10 protein-coding genes are annotated in these 18,441 nt (G+C 40.8%); 7 read left to right on the top strand and 3 right to left on the bottom strand.

What is annotated here, in order from left to right:
* Positions 1–96: 96 nt before the first annotated feature.
* Positions 97–351 carry a DUF1427 family protein gene (locus H140_RS0107120; RefSeq protein ID WP_019672973.1) on the bottom strand — a complete coding sequence of 85 codons (255 nt, stop codon included), beginning with the start codon at positions 349–351 and terminating at the stop codon, positions 97–99.
* A gap of 182 nt (positions 352–533) precedes the next feature.
* On the bottom strand, positions 534–1,226 hold the full coding sequence (locus H140_RS0107115) for a hydrolase (protein WP_019672972.1): 693 nt from the start codon (positions 1,224–1,226) through the stop codon (positions 534–536).
* A 1,254-nt stretch (positions 1,227–2,480) separates the two neighbouring features.
* On the opposite strand from H140_RS0107115, the gene H140_RS0107110 reads away from it, so the two are divergent.
* Positions 2,481–3,638, top strand: a complete 1,158-nt coding sequence (locus tag H140_RS0107110; protein WP_019672971.1) for an iron-containing alcohol dehydrogenase — start codon at positions 2,481–2,483, stop codon at positions 3,636–3,638.
* Between the two features lie 496 nt (positions 3,639–4,134).
* On the opposite strand, the gene dnaE is transcribed toward H140_RS0107110, so the two are convergent.
* Positions 4,135–7,752 (bottom strand): DNA polymerase III subunit alpha, encoded by a 3,618-nt coding sequence (dnaE, locus tag H140_RS0107105; protein ID WP_019672970.1) that lies wholly within the window; start codon positions 7,750–7,752, stop codon positions 4,135–4,137.
* Between the two features lie 646 nt (positions 7,753–8,398).
* On the opposite strand from dnaE, the gene H140_RS0107095 reads away from it, so the two are divergent.
* The 6 genes from H140_RS0107095 to H140_RS0107065 all read left to right on the top strand — a co-directional run bounded on the left by H140_RS0107095 (position 8,399) and on the right by H140_RS0107065 (position 18,388).
* The gene (locus H140_RS0107095; RefSeq protein ID WP_019672968.1) at positions 8,399–10,906 is read left to right on the top strand and encodes a type I restriction-modification system subunit M; all 2,508 of its coding nucleotides are present in this window, start codon (positions 8,399–8,401) and stop codon (positions 10,904–10,906) included.
* Positions 10,906–12,234 carry a restriction endonuclease subunit S gene (locus tag H140_RS0107090; protein WP_019672967.1) on the top strand — a complete coding sequence of 443 codons (1,329 nt, stop codon included), beginning with the start codon at positions 10,906–10,908 and terminating at the stop codon, positions 12,232–12,234. Before H140_RS0107095 ends, H140_RS0107090 begins: the two co-directional genes overlap by 1 nt.
* Before the next feature lie 89 nt (positions 12,235–12,323).
* Entirely contained in the window at positions 12,324–12,953 is a 630-nt protein-coding gene (locus H140_RS0107085; RefSeq protein ID WP_019672966.1) for a hypothetical protein, read from the top strand.
* A gap of 121 nt (positions 12,954–13,074) precedes the next feature.
* Complete coding sequence (locus H140_RS0107080) at positions 13,075–14,007, top strand: Abi family protein (RefSeq protein WP_019672965.1); 933 nt, start codon at positions 13,075–13,077, stop codon at positions 14,005–14,007.
* Positions 14,008–14,611: 604 nt separating this feature from the next.
* Positions 14,612–14,965, top strand: a complete 354-nt coding sequence (rhuM, locus tag H140_RS14910; protein WP_228127160.1) for a RhuM family protein — start codon at positions 14,612–14,614, stop codon at positions 14,963–14,965.
* A 78-nt stretch (positions 14,966–15,043) separates the two neighbouring features.
* The gene (locus H140_RS0107065) at positions 15,044–18,388 is read left to right on the top strand and encodes a type I restriction endonuclease subunit R (RefSeq protein ID WP_019672962.1); all 3,345 of its coding nucleotides are present in this window, start codon (positions 15,044–15,046) and stop codon (positions 18,386–18,388) included.
* The last annotated feature ends 53 nt before the right edge of the window (positions 18,389–18,441 follow it).

The following is an 18,441-nucleotide window of genomic DNA, read 5'->3' as shown; positions in this document are numbered from 1 at the left end:
TGACAATTGAAGATAGTCGTTTTGACCATCATAGCGTTATTTACTAGCTAGACAAAAATGAAACATTGTTGTCAATGAAATGAGTTGTTAGCAGCATTAAGTGTCTGCACCGTTTTTATCGGTTGTCGCTTTTGTTGCAACAGGGCTTTGTGCTGATTGTTGCTGCTGGACTTGTACTTGCTCTGTTTTAGAAAAATGTTGTTTGGTGTATTTAACAATGTCCTCACCAAGCAACATGCCTAATAGGCCTGCTAACGCCCACGTTGGTGGTGCTGGTGAACGCACATTAAGAACACCGTAAAGAACCCCAACAAGAACACCTACAATTAGGGATACAATATAAATTTTCATAATTTATATCCTCTTAGGGTTGTTAAAAATAAAGGATTAATCAAGCAGAGAAGCAACCAAATCAGGTGTTAACTCTCATACTCAATTAATCCTCTTCTACTAGTTATAAGCTTAACCAGTTATAAACTTATGTTAAACGCCTTATTGTATTACCTCAAACGCGCCAACAATAGGTTTATGACTTATTTGTTAGCTGGGTTTGGACCAATCATTTCGCCATGTTCTGTACGCTCTGGAGCACCGTGAACCATAGTGTATGCATAGTCAACACCGAAACCGTAAGCACCTGAATGCTCTCTTACAACGTCCATAACTGCATCATAAGTGTCACGTTTTGCCCAGTCACGTTGCCATTCTAGTAGCACTTGCTGCCAAGTTACAGGCACAACACCAACTTGAATCATACGGTTGATAGCTTGTTCGTGTGCTTCAACTGAAGTACCGCCTGAAGCGTCAGTTACCATGTAGATTTCATAATCAGTATCTTGTAAGCAAGATAGTGAGAAGGTCAGGTTACATACTTCAGTCCATAGACCTGATACAACAACTTTCTTACGACCTTCTTGTGCGTTTTTCGCTAGGAAATCACGTACGTTTTGGTCATCCCAAGAGTTCATTGAAGTGCGCTCTAGGATTTTGTTTTCTGGGAATACAGCTAGTAATTCTGGGTAAGTGTGACCAGAGAAGCTGTTAGTTTCAACAGTAGTAATCGTTACTGGGATGTCGAATACTTTGGCTGATTTAGCTAAAGCAACGACGTTGTTTTTTAGAGTTTGACGGTCAATTGACTGTACGCCAAACGCCATTTGTGGCTGTTGGTCAATAAAGATTACTTGAGAGTTTTGTGGGGTTAATAGTTCTAATTTGCTTGACATAGTTATTATCCTATTTTTTTTAGATTTAGTAGTTTAGTTATTATAAAAATTATACAGATAATATTTATAAAAACAGTGAAATAACAACATTACAATTAAAGCCAATCTCTTAGATGTATACATCAATATTGAGCGTTGACTTAATCATAATAAGTAAGTAAAACCTCACAATCAAAAATTATTTTTTTGTTTGGTTTTTATCACTTATTGGCGACTAGTATATGTAGCAACGCTCATATTGGCAAGCACTGAGTTACAGTTGATGTACATTAGTAGTTTACTGTTTGTGGGCAAATGTATTCGGAAAACGCAATTAAACTGTTAAGTTTTAATTAATAGAAATTAACTTAGTTATATAGGGTTTTTTTTGTTATCTATCTCTATTAATCAACACTAAAAGCAGCAGATAATTGTTTAAATCCGTTGAAATATAAGGTTTTGCGGATTTTTATATGTTAATTGAGTTTTATTGGTGCTTAATTATTTTTGACAGTTTAAATAAAAAAATTATGCGCGCCTGTGTCTTCTCGCTATGATTGCAAACAGCCCGTAGCCGAAAAAATTAAAAATTTTGCAGTTACCATAACCTCTAAATTGAAACGTTACGTTACATTAATTGAGCTCATTTTGGTCATTTTTTAATCATTTTTTTGACCGTCTATTTTTTTATTTGTCTACTAATGGCATTGATTTTAGTTAAGTTTAATCAAAATTTGCTCAAAGTAGATACAGCATAATCAGATAGCTAGGTAATGGGTTTTGATAGTCTTCATCATTTCACTCCCCATCATTTATTGAGATGTGTATTTATTGATATGAGTCTTGGTATGTGATGCTATATATATGATAAATATTGGCTGAGAGCAGTGCCGCAGTTAAATATGTTTACCTATTTGCAATCAAATATCCACAATACAAAAGCGGATTAATGTTAAATTATAACTAAACCAAATTTTCACCACATCACTGATCTACTTTATATCCGAATCTCAACTCTTTTTTCTTAACCCTTGATTTTAAAGGGCTTAAAATATTTAGTTGTTAAGATTTACTGGTATAAACCTTTAAATATCAATAGGTTATAATTTAAATATCAATAGGTTATAAATAGTTGAGAGCGGGGTGCTTTATATAACTTTATTCGCTTTTTTTAACTTTATTCACTTTTTTTAACTTTTTCACTTTTTTTAATATTAGTCATAGTCATAGTCATAGTCATAGTCATAGTCATAGTCATAGTCAAAGGAGAACCCCATGGCTTTATCACAATTTTTTATGCCTTCAAACAACCTAATTGGTGAAGGTGCATTACAAGCAGGTATTGACCAAATCAGTAAACTGAACCTAAAAAAAGTATTGTTGGTGACAGACCAAGGCATCGCAGGTATTGGCTTAGCAGACAAAGTAAAAGAACTGCTTCAGTCTAAAGATATTGATGTTTCTGTGTTCGCAGAAGTACAACCTAACCCAACAGTGAGCAATGTAAATGCTGGTCTAGATCAGTTAAAGCAGCATGGAGCTGATAGTGTTGTCTCATTAGGTGGTGGCTCTGTACATGACTGTGCCAAAGGCATTGCTCTGGTAGCGACCAACGGTGGTAAAATTGAAGACTATGAAGGCTTGGATCAATCAAAGACCAGTCAACTGCCTTTGATTGCTATTAATACTACGGCAGGTACCGCGTCAGAAATGACACGCTTCACCATTATTACTGACGAAGAGCGTCATATCAAAATGGCGATCGTTGATAGTAATGTGACACCAATCTTGTCTATTAATGATCCAGAGTTAATGGCAGGCATGCCAGCAAGCCTCACTGCCGCTACGGGTATGGATGCTTTAACTCACGCAGTTGAAGCTTACGTATCGACAGGTGCTAGCCCTATTACTGATGCGTGTGCATTAAAAGCGGTTGAGTTGATTGCAAAAGCCTTGCCAGTCGCCGTTGCAGAGCCAAAAAACATGCAAGCACGTGATGACATGGCTTATGCGCAGTTCTTAGCGGGTATGGCATTTAACAACGCATCATTGGGTTATGTCCATGCGATGGCGCACCAGTTGGGTGGTATGTATAACTTGCCACATGGCGTATGTAACGCCTTACTATTGCCTCACGTGGAAGCTTATAACCAAACTTCAGAGACGGCCAAGCAGCGTTTGGATGAAATAGGTAAGATATTGGTAGATAATAACAGTGACTTGGCTGGCTTGAATACTATTGATGCGATTAAGAGAATGGCAGACATTGTCAATATTCCTAAGTCGCTAAAAGAGCTGGGCGTTAAACGTGAAGACTTTGATGAGCTGGCAGAAAACGCATTAAAAGATGTGTGTGCGGTGACCAACCCAGTACAGGGTGATAAAGCAGATGTTATCGGCATCTTTGAAGCGGCCTTTGAAGCACGCTCATAGTTTTAGCTCATAGTGTTTAGCTCACGGTTTCTATTAAGCAAATGAGCTTAATGTTTTAGCATAAAGTTAGTATAAAAAAGAAGTCCTAGTTTATAACTGGGACTTCTTTTTTTAGCTTCTTTTTCTGTTGTTATTTATTACTTGTAATATCCATCAAATACCCCACTCTCAACATGAATAGTTGGTAACCTTATAAGTTTATTGACAGTATCTTTAGCTTATCTGTTACAAAATACTAAAAAGGGTGGCAAGTCCCCCTTTTTCAGTTTAGAAAATCATAGATTTTCTCTTACGTCGGGGCAAAGCAGTGCTTTGCTTTATCCCTCCTCAGGGATTTAGGGGGATTATTTGCGATGTTTGTTGAAAATCCATCCCCAACCCTTCCTTTGAGAAAGGAAGGGAGCCAAACCTTGCATAAGCTACAGCTTATACTTTAAATTGAGGTTGGCGCATCAAATAACATCAATGAGCTGTCGTGAAGCTAACTGTTATGCAACTAACTATAATGAAAGTATAAATGGTCATCAGGCACCACTTGGCTTAACTGCATTAAGTTGTCATCCGTTGGATATAAGCGCCAATCATCATTGAGCTGCACGCTGGCAATGGCGTAATCGGTAAATACATTTAATGCCAAAGGAATACAGCCATCGTTTTGATTGGCTGCTGAAGCGGGTGCCATACCACCGTCTTGATTGTAATAGGCATCCATTGTATCTGCTTCGCTCGCTTCATTGTCATCTTCTAAAAATGATACAGCAGTAGGGATAATATCTAATTGCGCAGGCTTGAGCAAAGGCAGTAAGGAATCAAGTAACTGAGTATCTTCGCTGTGAATTTTAACGCTAATTTTCTTCACCCAACGTTGACGACACTCAAGTAAAGTGTAAGCATTGTCTAAGCGTGCGAATAAACGCCCATCACGATCTCGAATACCACCTTTAATAACAATCACTTCATCGACTTTGAGCTTGTCTTTGATGCGATTAAAGCGTTCGGCATAACAGCTGACTTCCAAACGCGCGGTACCATCATCTAAGGTAATCACGCAGCGGTTACCGAAGTTGGCAATATCAATGATTAATCCAGCGAATAAGGTGCTGCCGTTGTAACCCGTATCTGACAGGCTGTCTAATCGGGCATTAGCGGTATAAACGCCCACCTCCTTACGATATTGATCCAGAGGATGTCCAGTAAGATACAGGCCTAACGTGTCTTTTTCTGCTTTTAGACGGTGCTTGTCACCCCAAATCAGCTCAGGCGCAGTCGGTAGGGGTGGGGCAGTGGTGGCATTATCGACTTCACTGAATAGATCCATCATGCCCATTTCATTATTCTGACGCTCTTGCTCTGCCGCTTGTACCGCACTGGGCAGCTGATCCATTAAGGCGCCGCGGATCTGGTAGCGCTGATTAGGTGCAAGATCTGGACGTAAGTTCTCAGCAAAGTCATCAAAGCAGCCTGACTTAATCAGTGCTTCTAATGTGCGTTTGTTAACCTTTTTGATATCAACGCGGCGACAAAAATCATATAAATCAGTAAAGATACCGCCTTGATTGCGAGCCTGTACGATAGACTCAACCGCACCTTCACCAACCCCTTTAATGGCACCTAATCCATAAATAATATTAGTCGGTTTATCTGCTACAAATTGCCATTGACTGCGGTTGACAGAAGGATTATCAACAGTTAGACCGAAGTTTTCACGACAGTCATTAATAAAGAACACCACGTTGTCGGTGTTGTTCATGTCTGAGGTTAATACAGCAGCCATAAACTCGGCTGGATAATAATATTTTAGATAAGCTGTTTGATAGGCAAGCACGCCATAAGCAGCCGAATGTGACTTGTTAAAGCCGTATCCAGCAAATTTTTCCATCAAGTCAAACACACCACCAGAAACGACAGGATCTATACCTTGCTCAGTTGCACCTGTAACGAAGATGTTGCGCTGCTTTGCCATCTCTTCTGGTTTTTTCTTACCCATAGCCCGGCGCAGCATATCGGCACCGCCTAAGCTATATCCGGCCATCACCTGAGAGATCTGCATTACCTGCTCTTGATAGACGATAACGCCGTTGGTATTTTCCAAAATCGGCTCAAGGTTCGGGTGGTCGTACACAACCTGCTCACGACCATGCTTACGGTCAATGTACATCTCTACCATCCCAGCATCAAGTGGGCCTGGGCGATAAAGGGCACACATCGCAATCACGTCTTCAATGTTGGTTGGTTGCAGCTTAGACAGGTATTTTTTCATGCCTGAGCTTTCTAGTTGGAAGACAGCGGTGGTTTTGGCATCTTGCAGTAGTTTGTAAGCATTTGCATCATCAAGCGGTAAGTCCTCAAGCTCAATGGGTGGCTTGTTCTCACGAGCACGTCTATCATTGATGTTCTTCACAGCGGCATTAATCACAGTCAAGTTACGCAGACCCAAGAAGTCGAATTTCACCAAACCGACTGCTTCAACATCATCTTTATCATACTGACTGACTCGGTGACCTTCTTCATCGCAATAGATGGCACTAAAGTCAGTAATTTTGTTTGGTGCAATCAAGACACCACCGGCATGTTTACCCACGTTACGGGTAATGCCTTCAAGCTTTAACGCCATTTCCCAAATTTCAGAGGCATCTTCATAGTCCATGTTATTTGGGTTGGATATTAAGTCTTTTAACTGAGGTTCTTCAATCAGCGCATCTTGGAGTGAAATACCCGGTGTTTTTGGAATTAACTTAGAGATTCTATCAGCCAGACCATAAGACTTACTTTGAACACGTGCCACATCTCGCACCACAGCCTTGGCCGCCATGGTACCAAAGGTAATAATCTGCGACACCGCTTCTCGTCCGTATTGACTGGCGACATACTCAATTACTCGATCACGACCTTCAATACAAAAGTCGATATCAAAGTCAGGCATAGATACCCGCTCAGGGTTTAAAAAGCGCTCAAATAACAGGTCATAATGAAGTGGATCTAAGTCGGTAATGTTCAGCGCATAAGCGACCAGTGAACCAGCACCCGACCCACGACCAGGGCCTACTGGTACGCCATTGGCTTTTGCCCAGCGGATAAAGTCCATAACGATTAAGAAGTAACCTGGGAACCCCATCGATAAGATTATATTAAGCTCATGCTCTAAGCGCTCATCATAAGGTTTACGTACCTCTGGCCAAGTGTCATCTCGTTCTGCAACTGGATAAAGCTTATCAAGGCGGGCGTTAAGTCCACGCTGTGACTCTGAACGGAAAAACGATTCAATAGTTTCACCTTCAGGAACGGGGAATTCAGGCAAGACGTTAATGCCCAAGGTTAAGGTAACGTTACAGCGCTGCGCTAATACCACTGTGTTGTCAATCACTTGTGGGATATCGGCGAATAACTCTATCATTTGTTGCTGTGTTTTTAGATATTGCTCACTTGAGTAGTCATGCGGACGGTTGGGATCTGCCAAAACGTGAGAGGTGGCGATACACACCCGAGCCTCGTGTGCATCAAAGTCATCTTCTACCAAAAAGCGAACATCATTATGGGCAACGATAGCGATACCCTGCTGCGCTCCTACGTTAATCGCTTGCTCAATAAATGCATCCTCATGGGCACGTTTGGTACGCTTAATAGCAAAATATAATCTGTCATCAAATACCGCTTTATATTCTTCAATTAACGGAATGGCACGCTCAGGGTTAGAGCCTAGTAAGGCCTGTCCAACATCCGATTTTTCGGTTAATAAGACAATGACACCCTCACTGTTGGCGAAGACGTGTTCTTTTTTGACGATAGGCGTGCCTTTATTCTCAGGATTCATACGCCCATCGGTATAGCCTAGCGACACAATACGAGTGATGCTTTTGTAGCCTTCATTGTCCATCGCCAGTAGGGTTAGGCGTGTGTTTTCATCATCTAGGATAATTTCTGAACCAATAATAGGCTTGATGCCCACATCCAAGCAAGCACGATAAAACTTAACCGCCGCATATAAGTTAGACAGGTCGGTTAAAGCCAGTGCCATTTGGCCATCGGCTGCGGCAGCCTTGACCATGGGCTTGATGCGAATAATAGAGTCGGTAATAGAAAATTCACTGTGAATACCAAGATGTACAAATGCCATAGACGACCTGATTAACTGATTGAAATATATAAAGTACTGAAGGGACTACATGAGAGCGTTGCCGATGTATATTATTTCCGATGTGTATTATTGCCGATGTATATTATCGGTAATGAGATGAATTTGCTAAAAATTCTGTCAAATAGTAGGAGACTAACTATAACATTTTTCAGGATGGTGAGCCACAGTTAACCGCTATCAATCCCAAACCTCGAAAGTTATTTTATAAGTAATTGGCTATACTAAACTGGTATCTAAAAAATGGATACCCAAACCTAAGGTCAATGTGATGACAGACAACACCATGACAGCTAAGCTAGCACCAGCTATAAGCGCTACTGCTTGCGCCATTACCATTTGCGACAGTTCAAACTGAGGGTGCTCGTCATTAAGCTGATTATGGATATGCTGTCGTTAGAAGATACGGTATAGCACTCTATAATGCTTAGCACCATTCAGCCGTCGTATTTAACCGAATACGATGGTTTTTCTCAGGTGCTTTGAATCATCTTCAATCACTTTGGGCTAACCGCCTAATACTCACAGGCTGATGTAGACAAAGCCGCACATTAGACCTAAACTAAACAGATTTAGGCAATAACTTGCCCGAGATATTCCACCCTTTTTTGCAAAGCATAAGCATCCTATGACAATTTCACAAAGCAAGCATACAAAGTCTACTCAAACCTCTAACAACCTAGCCGCCTTTATTTGGTCGGTTGCTGATCTGCTGCGTGGCGACTTTAAGCAGTCGCAGTATGGGCGCATTATCTTACCCTTTACGCTATTGCGCCGCTTAGAGTGTGTGCTCGAGGACACCAAAGAGGCTGTTGTCGCTGAGTATCAACGCTTACTGGCAATGCCTGATGATGATCTAAAGCCAACAACTGAAGAAGCACAGGCTAGGTTTTTATTGCGTAAGACAAACAAGTTGGCATTTTATAACACTTCACCAATGACGCTGGCTAAGATGGGTCAAAGCGATATCGCAGCCAACCTAAGTCACTATATCCAATCATTTTCTAAAGATGCCCGTGAGATATTTGATCATTTTAAATTTGAAGAGTTTGTCGGGCAGTTAGATGATGCGAACTTATTGTACAAAGTAGTACAAAAGTTTATGAATATCGATTTAAGCCCAGATGCTGTTTCCAACTATGAGATGGGGCTGGTGTTTGAGGAGTTAATCCGCCGCTTTGCTGAAAGTTCAAACGAGACGGCAGGGGAGCACTTTACCCCACGTGATATCGTACGATTAACCACGTCATTGGTATTCATGGAAGATGATGAGGCGCTAAGTAAAGAGGGTATCATTCGTACCATTTATGACCCAACGGCAGGTACGGGCGGATTTTTATCATCGGGTATGGAGTACGTGCTAGAGCTAAACCCCAATGCGGTAATACGTGCCTTTGGACAGGAGCTAAACCCTGAGTCTTATGCCATCTGTAAAGCGGATATGCTGATTAAAGGTCAGGAGGTCAGCCGTATTAAACTTGGCAATACATTATCAGAAGATAAATTAGACTATGTAGAACAAATGGATGATAACGCACCATTAATAAAATATAAATTCGATTACATGTTATCTAATCCACCTTTTGGAGTAGATTGGAAAAAAATATCTGAAAAGGTTAGAAAAGAACACAACGAAAAAGGATTTGAAGGACGATTCGGGGCAGGCTTGCCTAGAGTATCTGATGGTTCATTGCTATTTTTATTACATCTAATCAGTAAGATGCGCCCTGTGGCTAGTCAAAATAATGAGAGTCTGGCGTTATCCAATCTATCATTGGAACAACAGGATACCTCTGTAACTGGTAGCCGTATCGGTATTATTTTAAACGGTTCACCGCTATTTACTGGTGGTGCAGGCAGTGGTGAGAGTGAAATCCGTCGTTATATTCTAGAGTCGGACTTGCTTGAGGCGATTATTGCGCTGCCCACAGATATGTTCTATAACACAGGTATTGCCACTTATGTGTGGATATTGACCAACCACAAAGCGCCTGAGCGTAAGGGCAAGGTACAGCTCATTGACGGTAGCAATTTATATAGCAAGATGCGTAAGTCGCTTGGCTCTAAGCGGAACGAGATGAGTGAAGAGGATATCAAGGTTATCACCCGTACTTTTGGTGCCTTTGAGGTGGTCGATGCCCGTGAGCTTGACAAGCCTGCTGATGAAAAGTCAAACCGTGGCAGACAATCGGTGACTCCTAAAACTGAGAGTGCCAAAACCTTTGCCAGTAAGATATTTGCTACCCATGAGTTTGGCTATCGCCGTGTGACCATTGAGCGTCCGCTACGTTTATCAGCGCAAATGAGCGATGAGGCGATTGAATCCCTGCGTTATGCCGAGCGTACTTATGATTTAGTCATGCCCGCTTTATACGAGAAGTTTGGTGCGCAGTGGACTGATGCCAGCTCTAATAATAGCAATTATGGTAACTTTGGGCAGCTGACCGATGACATTCAAGTTGAAGCACGTGCGATGATTAAAGCGGACTTTAGTGAACTAAAAGAAAAACAAATTAAAGAAGTATTAAGCCAAAAACTATGGCTTGACCAGTTGGCAATTATGAATGCTGCCAAGACGTTGCAGCAAGCGATTGGTACTGAGCAGTTTGATGATTATAACCAGTTCGATGCCATATTTAAGCAAGCGATAAAAGATACGGGTCTGGACTTATCAGCAAAAGATAGAAAGCAGATATTAAATGCGATAACGTGGAAAAACCCTGACGCTAAGCGTGTGATTAAGAAGTCAGCCAAAGAAGCCAATCCGTTATACGGTGCGTTTGAAGTAACAGATAACAGCAAAGGTGACAACAAAGGTAAAACGAAAATTGTTGAGTTTGAGACCGATAGCGACTTACGGGATTATGAAAATATTCCATTAGACCCATCTGTGACCACTACTGAACTAATTGAAAGCTACTTTACCCGTGAAGTACAGCCGCATGTGGCCGATGCGTGGATTGATGCGGGCAAGCGTGATGCCATCGATGAAGAGATTGGTATTGTGGGCTATGAGATACCGTTTAACCGTCACTTCTATGTGTACGAGCCACCCAGACCGCTTAGCGAGATTGATGCTGACTTAGATGCGGTGAGTGCGGAGATTATGCAGTTGCTTAGCGAGGTGCATTCGTAATGGCTGAGTCGCAAGTAAATGAAGTCGCGTTAAAGTATGTGACTGATGATAAAGCGGATGAACAGACTAATCGTTATAAAGCCTATCCTGAATATAAAGACTCAGGGGTTGAATGGTTGGGTGATATTCCAAGTGGTTGGGATGCCCAGAAGTTAAAATTCTTATGTACCTATAATGATGAAGTTCTACCTGAATCTACGTCAAAAGATAAAGAGCTAATCTATGTCGATATAGGTAGTGTTTCAGCAACAGAAGGTATTACAAATACAGAAACTATAACTTATGAAAACTCACCCTCTAGGGCTAGAAGGATTGTTAGAGATGGTGATGTCATATTATCAACTGTTAGAACATATTTAGAGGCAATAGCTCCAATTAACAACCCTCCTGAAAATATGGTAGTCTCAACAGGCTTTGCGGTAATAAGACCTACAGAACTTTTATATAAAGGCTTTGCATCATATAGTCTTAGATTTAAAGGGTTTATAGGTGAAGTTGTTTCAAGGTCTGTAGGTGTTAGTTATCCAGCTATCAATTCAAGTGATTTAGTTAATATTAAAATAGTAACTCCTTCAGTTGATGAACAAATCAAGATTGCCAACTTCCTAGACCACGAAACCGCCAAAATAGATACTCTTATCGAAAAACAACAACGCTTAATCGAGCTATTGACCGAAAAGCGTCAAGCGGTGATTAGTCATGCAGTGACCAAAGGTTTAAATCCTGATGTGCCGATGAAAGATTCGGGGGTTGAGTGGTTGGGTGAGGTTCCTGCGCATTGGGAGGTTTCTAAGCTTAGTTTTAAATTAAAGCTACTTAGTGGTGATGGAATTACTTCTAATGACATTGAAGCTACGGGGGAGTACCCAGTTCTAGGGGGGAATGGTTTAAGAGGATATACTAATAGATATAATTGTGATGGTGATTATGTACTAATTGGTAGACAAGGTGCCCTTTGCGGAAACATTAATTTAGGTCATGGTAAGTTCTTTGCTACAGAACATGCAGTTGTTGTATACCCTCATGAAAAGTTTGATATTGTTTTTTTATCTGAGTTTTTAAGATTTATGGATTTAGGTCAATACTCTGTTTCAGCTGCACAACCTGGGATATCTGTAGATAGAATTAATTCACTAAAAATAGCAGTTCCGCCTTATCAAGAACAAGTTGAAATAGGCAAGCATTTGAAGAATCTTATAGAAACCTTTGAAAAGTTAAGCAATAAAGCGAAACAACAAATCCAACTTCTTTCAGAACGCCGAACTGCGCTAATTTCCGCTGCGGTGACGGGTAAGATTGATGTTAGAGATTGGGTGAAGCCTGAGTAACCCATGAGCTATTTAATAAAGCTCGTTAATTAAATTTGATGTATATCCAAGCGATAATGAGGATGTAAGGATAAACACAAAGGAAAAAAATGGCAAAACATAAAACCAAATATCGCAAAATCCGAGGCATTAATAGACGCAAACGTCATATAAAACAATGGGGGGAGAATTGCAAAAATCTTGATGTAGACGCCTTAAAGCAGACGCATAGTGATTATGTCAAGTTTTGGGTGCGTCCTTGGTCGAGCCTTAGTTTGATCAATAGTGTCTATCCAGAGCCTACTGGAGAGCTTAAAACGCTATTGATCGAAAATCTGCTAAAGATATATGAATCGTGGGATAAGTCCTTAAAGCAATTGGATACGCCTTATTATTTACAAATCTGGCTATTTGAAAATCAGTTAAGCCATTCACAGGTCATTTGCGCTATTAATGATCTTAAAGACTTTTATCAAAATACATTCAGCCCCATAGACGCTCAGCCCAACGAGGGAGTCAAGAGCTCACAGCATTATAACGAAGATACAGCTCAGTATTTGGACCGTTATAACTGGGCGCAATATCGCTATACTCAGGTCTTTAATATGGACGATGCTTGGGATGCTGAGAGTTTTGCGCTGATAAATAAAGAACAGCGACTAGGCGAGCACATAATTGGTGATAAAGCGTATCAAGTGGTGGAAATAGACAAGGTTTGGCTGATTTCAAATCGTGTTTAGCTTAAAAAGATCACTAAGCTTCAAAACAACCTTATTTTAGCTGCGGTGACGGGTAAGATTGATGTTAGAGATTGGGTTGCGCCTGAGTCGAATTAAGTATAATAAATGGAATAAAGTCCACATGAATAATAAAAAGCCTATAAAACAATGGACAAATTTTAACCAGCAATTAGAATTACTTAAAAATCGAGGGCTAATTGTTAATAATGAACAAAAGGCAATTGGCTATTTAAAAACAATAGGTTACTACCGTCTTAGTGGTTATCTTTATTCTTTTAGGCAGATAGATCAAAATAATCCTAAGCACAAGCTCGATAACTTTATTGAAGGCAGTCGTTTTGAAGATGCTAAAGAGCTGTATTTGTTTGATAAAAAACTACGACAGCTTGCTTTAGATGCGTTAGAGAGAATTGAGATAGCAATGCGTGTTAATATTTCTTATGAGCTGGGCAAATATAGTCCAACGGCTTATCATGATAGCCAGTATTTTGATGCTAACTTTGAACATGATAAATGGCTCAAGCGACATTTAGATGTCATACAACGCGAAAAAAGAAATAATAATACTTATGTTATTCATCATAATAAGTATTACTCTGCGTTACCAATTTGGGTCAGTTGTGAAACATGGGATTTTGGCACCATGTCAACGTTATTCAAAGGAATGAAAAAAAGTGATAAAGATAAAATTGCAAAAATTTATCACCTGCAAAGCGGTAGTCACTTACAATCACACTTACATGCCTTTAATTTCATACGTAATGTATCTGCTCACCACAGCCGTTTATGGAATAAAGCCATAGTATTTAAAGCAAGCTTAAAAGGTCTAAACGATAAACAGTGGAAAGCTTTATCAGTAAGAAAAGTATTTGTTTACTTTTGTTTGATGAAAAGAATGCTAGATGTGATTTGTCCGAACTCAAGGTGGAACGAACGTTTTTTAGCAGTATTAAGTGATTTTCCAGATGTAGAAAATGGTGCGGTAAGCTTAAAGCAGATGGGCGTTGAATTAGACCCTAAACTATGGAGTTTATGGCAAACCACTCATAATTAACAGACATAAAAAAGCCCCTAGTCTTATACTCCAACCGCATGGATTGGTAAAACTAGGGGAGTTGTTAAGGAGTATTATAGTTTAAATTATAACTTATGTCAATTTAAAAAGCCTTAAAAGAGGCAGAAAATCAAACCTATTGGTAAATAAAATGGTGCTTATTAAATACCGCTAACCCTGCCTTAGGTGCGGTTTAGCCCTGACAGTAGCGGATATACTTATATAACCACTGGCATGCAGTGACTTGGCTAGGTGTGGTATCGAGATAACAGGAACACGCTTAGCCTGTAGTCACTGCGCCAGTGGGTGTATAAGATAGTAGCGGATGGCAGGAATAGCTACGGATATAGTCGAACCACTCTTAAAGTGTTACAGCGTTAAGCTCACTAAGCCTAATACAGTAGTACTTGCACTCGCTTGCCTTGTACCACTTTTAAGATTGATTGACTATAAAATGGTGTCAAAAATATCACGAAACTCACAGCTGTCGGCAGAACAATATTTATAATTTTTAAAAAAGGTGTAAAGGATGACCAATAATAACAACACGGATGGCGCAAGCATTGAAATTTATGAGCTGGACGATGGGTAAACTGAAGTTAATGTGCGCTTTGATAAAGATACGGCATGGTTATCCCAAGCTCAAATGACTGAATTATTTGGTCGAGACCAGTCTGTTATTTCACGTCATATTCGTAATGCTCTAAAAGAAGAAGAAATCTTTGAAAAAAGCAATATGCAAAAAATGCATATTGCAAATTCTGATAAACCTGTTGTGTTTTATGACTTAGATGTTGTTATATCAGTCGGTTATCGAATAAAGTCGCCACAAGGTGTGCAGTTCAGACGCTGGGCAACGCAGAGGTTGCGTAATTATTTAATTCAAGGTTATATCATAGATAAAAAGCGCTTTGAGAAAAATGCAGATGAGTTGCAACACGCAAGAGACGCTTATTAAGCTAATTATGAATATACTGTCACTTGAAAACACGATTTAACGCATTTTCGATAAACAAAACAATCAAACGGACAAACCATGACGGATATCACAAGGGAATCAACCTTTCAAAACGACATCATCAATGAGATGGTGGCGAATGGCTGGGTGCAAGGTATTGCCACTGGCTATCAACGTGAAACCGCTTTGTATGAGCGTGATGCGCTTAATTATGTACAGCGCACGCAAGCGGATGAATGGGAGAAGTTTTGCCGTCTGTTTCCGCAAGATCCAGAAGGTGAGTTTATCAATCAGCTGGTTAAGCAGTTAGGTAAGGCCAGTGAGCAGGCCACTGATAGAGCCTCACGCACTTACGGCACATTGGGTGTGCTGCGTCATGGATTGAAGATTCGTAATACCCGCTTTCGCTTATGTCAGTTTAAGCCAGAACACAGCCTAAATCCTGAGGTACTGGCTCGTTATGAAGCCAATATCTGCCGTGTGGTACCTGAAGTGGTGTATAGCGCCCATCTAAGCCCTAAAGATGCTGATGCAGTGACTGGTGCGAAGTCTAAGTCAGCTAAGCGTCATCGTCTTGATCTGGTGTTGTTCGTTAACGGTCTGCCAGTGGTGACCATGGAGCTTAAATCTGAGTTTAAGCAAGCCGTTGAAAACGCCAAATTACAATATAAACGAGATAGGCTGCCTATTGATCCTGTAAGCGGTAAGCCTGAACCACTACTTAGCTTTAAGCGTGGTGCTTTGGTTCATTTTGCGGTCAGTCAATATGATGTGTTTATGACCACTAAGCTGGCAGGTGATGATACCTTCTTCCTACCCTTTAACAAAGGGACTGGTGATGGCGGTGCAGGGAATGACATACCTAGCGACCCCAACCGCTATGCTACCGATTATTTATGGAATGAGGTATTAAGTACCGACAATCTGCTGAATATCTTAGGTCGCTTTATGCACCTTCAGATAGAAGAGGTTGAGGATGCACTAGGACGCAGAACCAAAAAAGAAACCATGATTTTCCCACGCTATCACCAATGGGATGTGGTGACTAACTTGATTGAAGATGCCGTTAAGCTGGATCAAGTCAGGCAAGCGAAGCAAGACAATCCGAACTTAAATGATAAGGTGCAAAATCGCTACCTGATTCAGCACAGTGCAGGCTCGGGCAAATCTAACTCGATTGCTTGGACAGCGCATCAACTATCCACCCTATATAATGACGCAGGGGCTAAACTGTTTGATTCGGTAATTGTGGTGACCGATAGAACCGTACTCGATGACCAATTACAAGACACCATTTATCAGTTTGAACATGCCGATGGGGTAGTCGGGCGTATTAATCGCAAAGAGGGTGAGGGATCTAAGTCTGAGAAGCTGGCTGACGCCTTATTAAACTCACAGCCGATTATTATCGTTACTATTCAAACCTTCCCTTATGTGCTTAAAGCCATTGAAGACTCTAGCGTACTCAAAGAAAGACGCTATGCCATTATCGCTGATGAAGCACATTCATCTCAGTCGGGTACGACTGCTCGTAAGCTAAAAGAAGTGCTTATTGCCAGTCCAGCAGCCAGTGATGAGCTCAGAGATAACTTTGAGGAGTATGTGGATAAAGGGCTATCTGCTGAAGATATGCTTGATGCGACCATTACTGCTCGCCGTGGTAGTGATAACCTAAGCTACTATGCCTTTACTGCTACGCCAAAATCTAAAACCTTAGAGCTGTTTGGACGTTTGCCCAATCCAAACTTGCCTGCCTCAAAAGACAACAAGCCTGAAGCGTATCATGTGTACTCTATGCGCCAAGCGATAGAGGAAGGCTTTATTTTAGATGTGCTCAAAAACTATACCAGCTACAAAGTGGCCTATCAGCTCAATCAAAAACTGGCTAAAGACCATGAAGTCGATGCCAAGCGTGCCAAGATTAAGCTTAATAACTGGGTGCGCTTGTATGATTATAATATCTCGCAAAAGGTGAAAATAATTATTGAGCACTTTAATAAGAATATTAAAGATTTGCTAGGCGGGCAAGCCAAAGCCATGGTGGTGACTGGCTCTCGTAAAGAGGCCGTGCGCTATAAGCTTGCATTCGATAAGTATGTGGCAGAGCAAGGCTACAAAAACATCAACGCTATGGTGGCCTTCTCAGGTGAGGTCGAGTTTAGTGAATCTGATCCAGACAGCAGTGGCTTATTGGGCGAAAGCTTTACTGAATTGAATATGAATCCAGACCTACAAGGTCGTGATATGCGTAAAGCCTTTGACTCTGACGACTATCAAGTGATGTTAGTTGCCAATAAGTTTCAGACAGGCTTTGACCAACCTAAGCTATGCGCTATGTACGTCGATAAGAAGCTGGCAGGTGTCGACTGCGTGCAGACATTATCACGACTGAATCGTATTTACCCTGGCAAAAAAGAAACGGGTACATTCGTGCTCGACTTCTTTAACGACCCTGAAGATATCTTAGCGGCTTTCCAGCCGTATTATGAAACTGCCGAGCTTGCTGACGTCAGTGATCCAGACAAGGTATTTGACTTGTTAGAAAAGATACGTGCTAGTGATGTGATACGCTGGAATGAAGTTGTGAATTTTGCTGATGCATTTTATAGCAAAAATAAAAGTAACGCTGCTATCAGTAATATCTGTAAACCTGCGGTAGAGCGTTGGCGTCATCAGTATCAAAGAGCCAGTGAGGAGGTACAGCGTTGTAAAGCAATATTGACACGTACCAAGGCAACTCAGGATGCAGTGTTGATTGGCAATGCAGATAGCGATTATAGCGAGGCAAAAAAGCAAAAAGATGCGCTGCTATTGTTCAAAAAAGACTTGGGCAGTTTTGCACGTTTTTATGAATTTATGTCGCAGATTGTCGACTATGATGACCGTGATTTAGAGAAGCTAAGTCTATATGCTCGTCATTTATTACCACTGCTACGTGAGGATTTTAATCCTGAAGATGAGATTGACCTGAGTAATATAGAGATGACCCATTACCGTGTCTCTAAGCTCAAACAGCAGGATTTAAAACTACAAGAGCATGCTGAAGACTATCAATTAGATCCTACCAGCGGACTGGGTACAGCAGCACCAAAGGATAAAAAGGAAGACTATCTGTCGGAGATTATCAGACAGCTCAATGATATCTTTGCAGGGGAAGGGTTTACCGACAATGATATTGTTAACTATGCTGAAACCATCCGAGATAAAATGGCAGAAAACGAGATAGTAATGACTCAAGTGCGTAATAATACAAAGGATCAAGCGATGCTGGGCGATTTCCCGATAGCTATTGATGATGCCATGATTGATAGTAAAGAGACGCATCAAAAAATGATGATGCATCTATTTTCTAATAAAAATGCGCACAATAAATTTTCAAATATCATCTATGACATGCTGGTGGATTTAAGCCAACGCAGATAGTGTTTATAACACCCTCGGCTTAAGAACATCCTCACATATGTGAGGATGTCTGA

Origin of the sequence: Psychrobacter lutiphocae DSM 21542, from assembly GCF_000382145.1 — a bacterium.
GTDB lineage: Bacteria > Pseudomonadota > Gammaproteobacteria > Pseudomonadales > Moraxellaceae > Psychrobacter > Psychrobacter lutiphocae.
This window is presented reverse-complemented; position numbering and strand designations above follow the sequence as displayed.

What these genes read in the sequence shown, in the direction of transcription:
- dnaE (WP_019672970.1), bottom strand. Translation starts at nt 7,752, where the DNA reads ATGGCATTTGTACATCTTGGTATTCACAGTGAATTTTCTATTACCGAC.
- H140_RS0107115 (WP_019672972.1), bottom strand. Translation starts at nt 1,226, where the DNA reads ATGTCAAGCAAATTAGAACTATTAACCCCACAAAACTCTCAAGTAATC.
- H140_RS0107110 (WP_019672971.1), top strand. Translation starts at nt 2,481, where the DNA reads ATGGCTTTATCACAATTTTTTATGCCTTCAAACAACCTAATTGGTGAA.
- H140_RS0107085 (WP_019672966.1), top strand. Translation starts at nt 12,324, where the DNA reads ATGGCAAAACATAAAACCAAATATCGCAAAATCCGAGGCATTAATAGA.
- H140_RS0107090 (WP_019672967.1), top strand. Translation starts at nt 10,906, where the DNA reads ATGGCTGAGTCGCAAGTAAATGAAGTCGCGTTAAAGTATGTGACTGAT.
- H140_RS0107080 (WP_019672965.1), top strand. Translation starts at nt 13,075, where the DNA reads ATGAATAATAAAAAGCCTATAAAACAATGGACAAATTTTAACCAGCAA.
- H140_RS0107095 (WP_019672968.1), top strand. Translation starts at nt 8,399, where the DNA reads ATGACAATTTCACAAAGCAAGCATACAAAGTCTACTCAAACCTCTAAC.
- H140_RS0107120 (WP_019672973.1), bottom strand. Translation starts at nt 351, where the DNA reads ATGAAAATTTATATTGTATCCCTAATTGTAGGTGTTCTTGTTGGGGTT.
- H140_RS0107065 (WP_019672962.1), top strand. Translation starts at nt 15,044, where the DNA reads ATGACGGATATCACAAGGGAATCAACCTTTCAAAACGACATCATCAAT.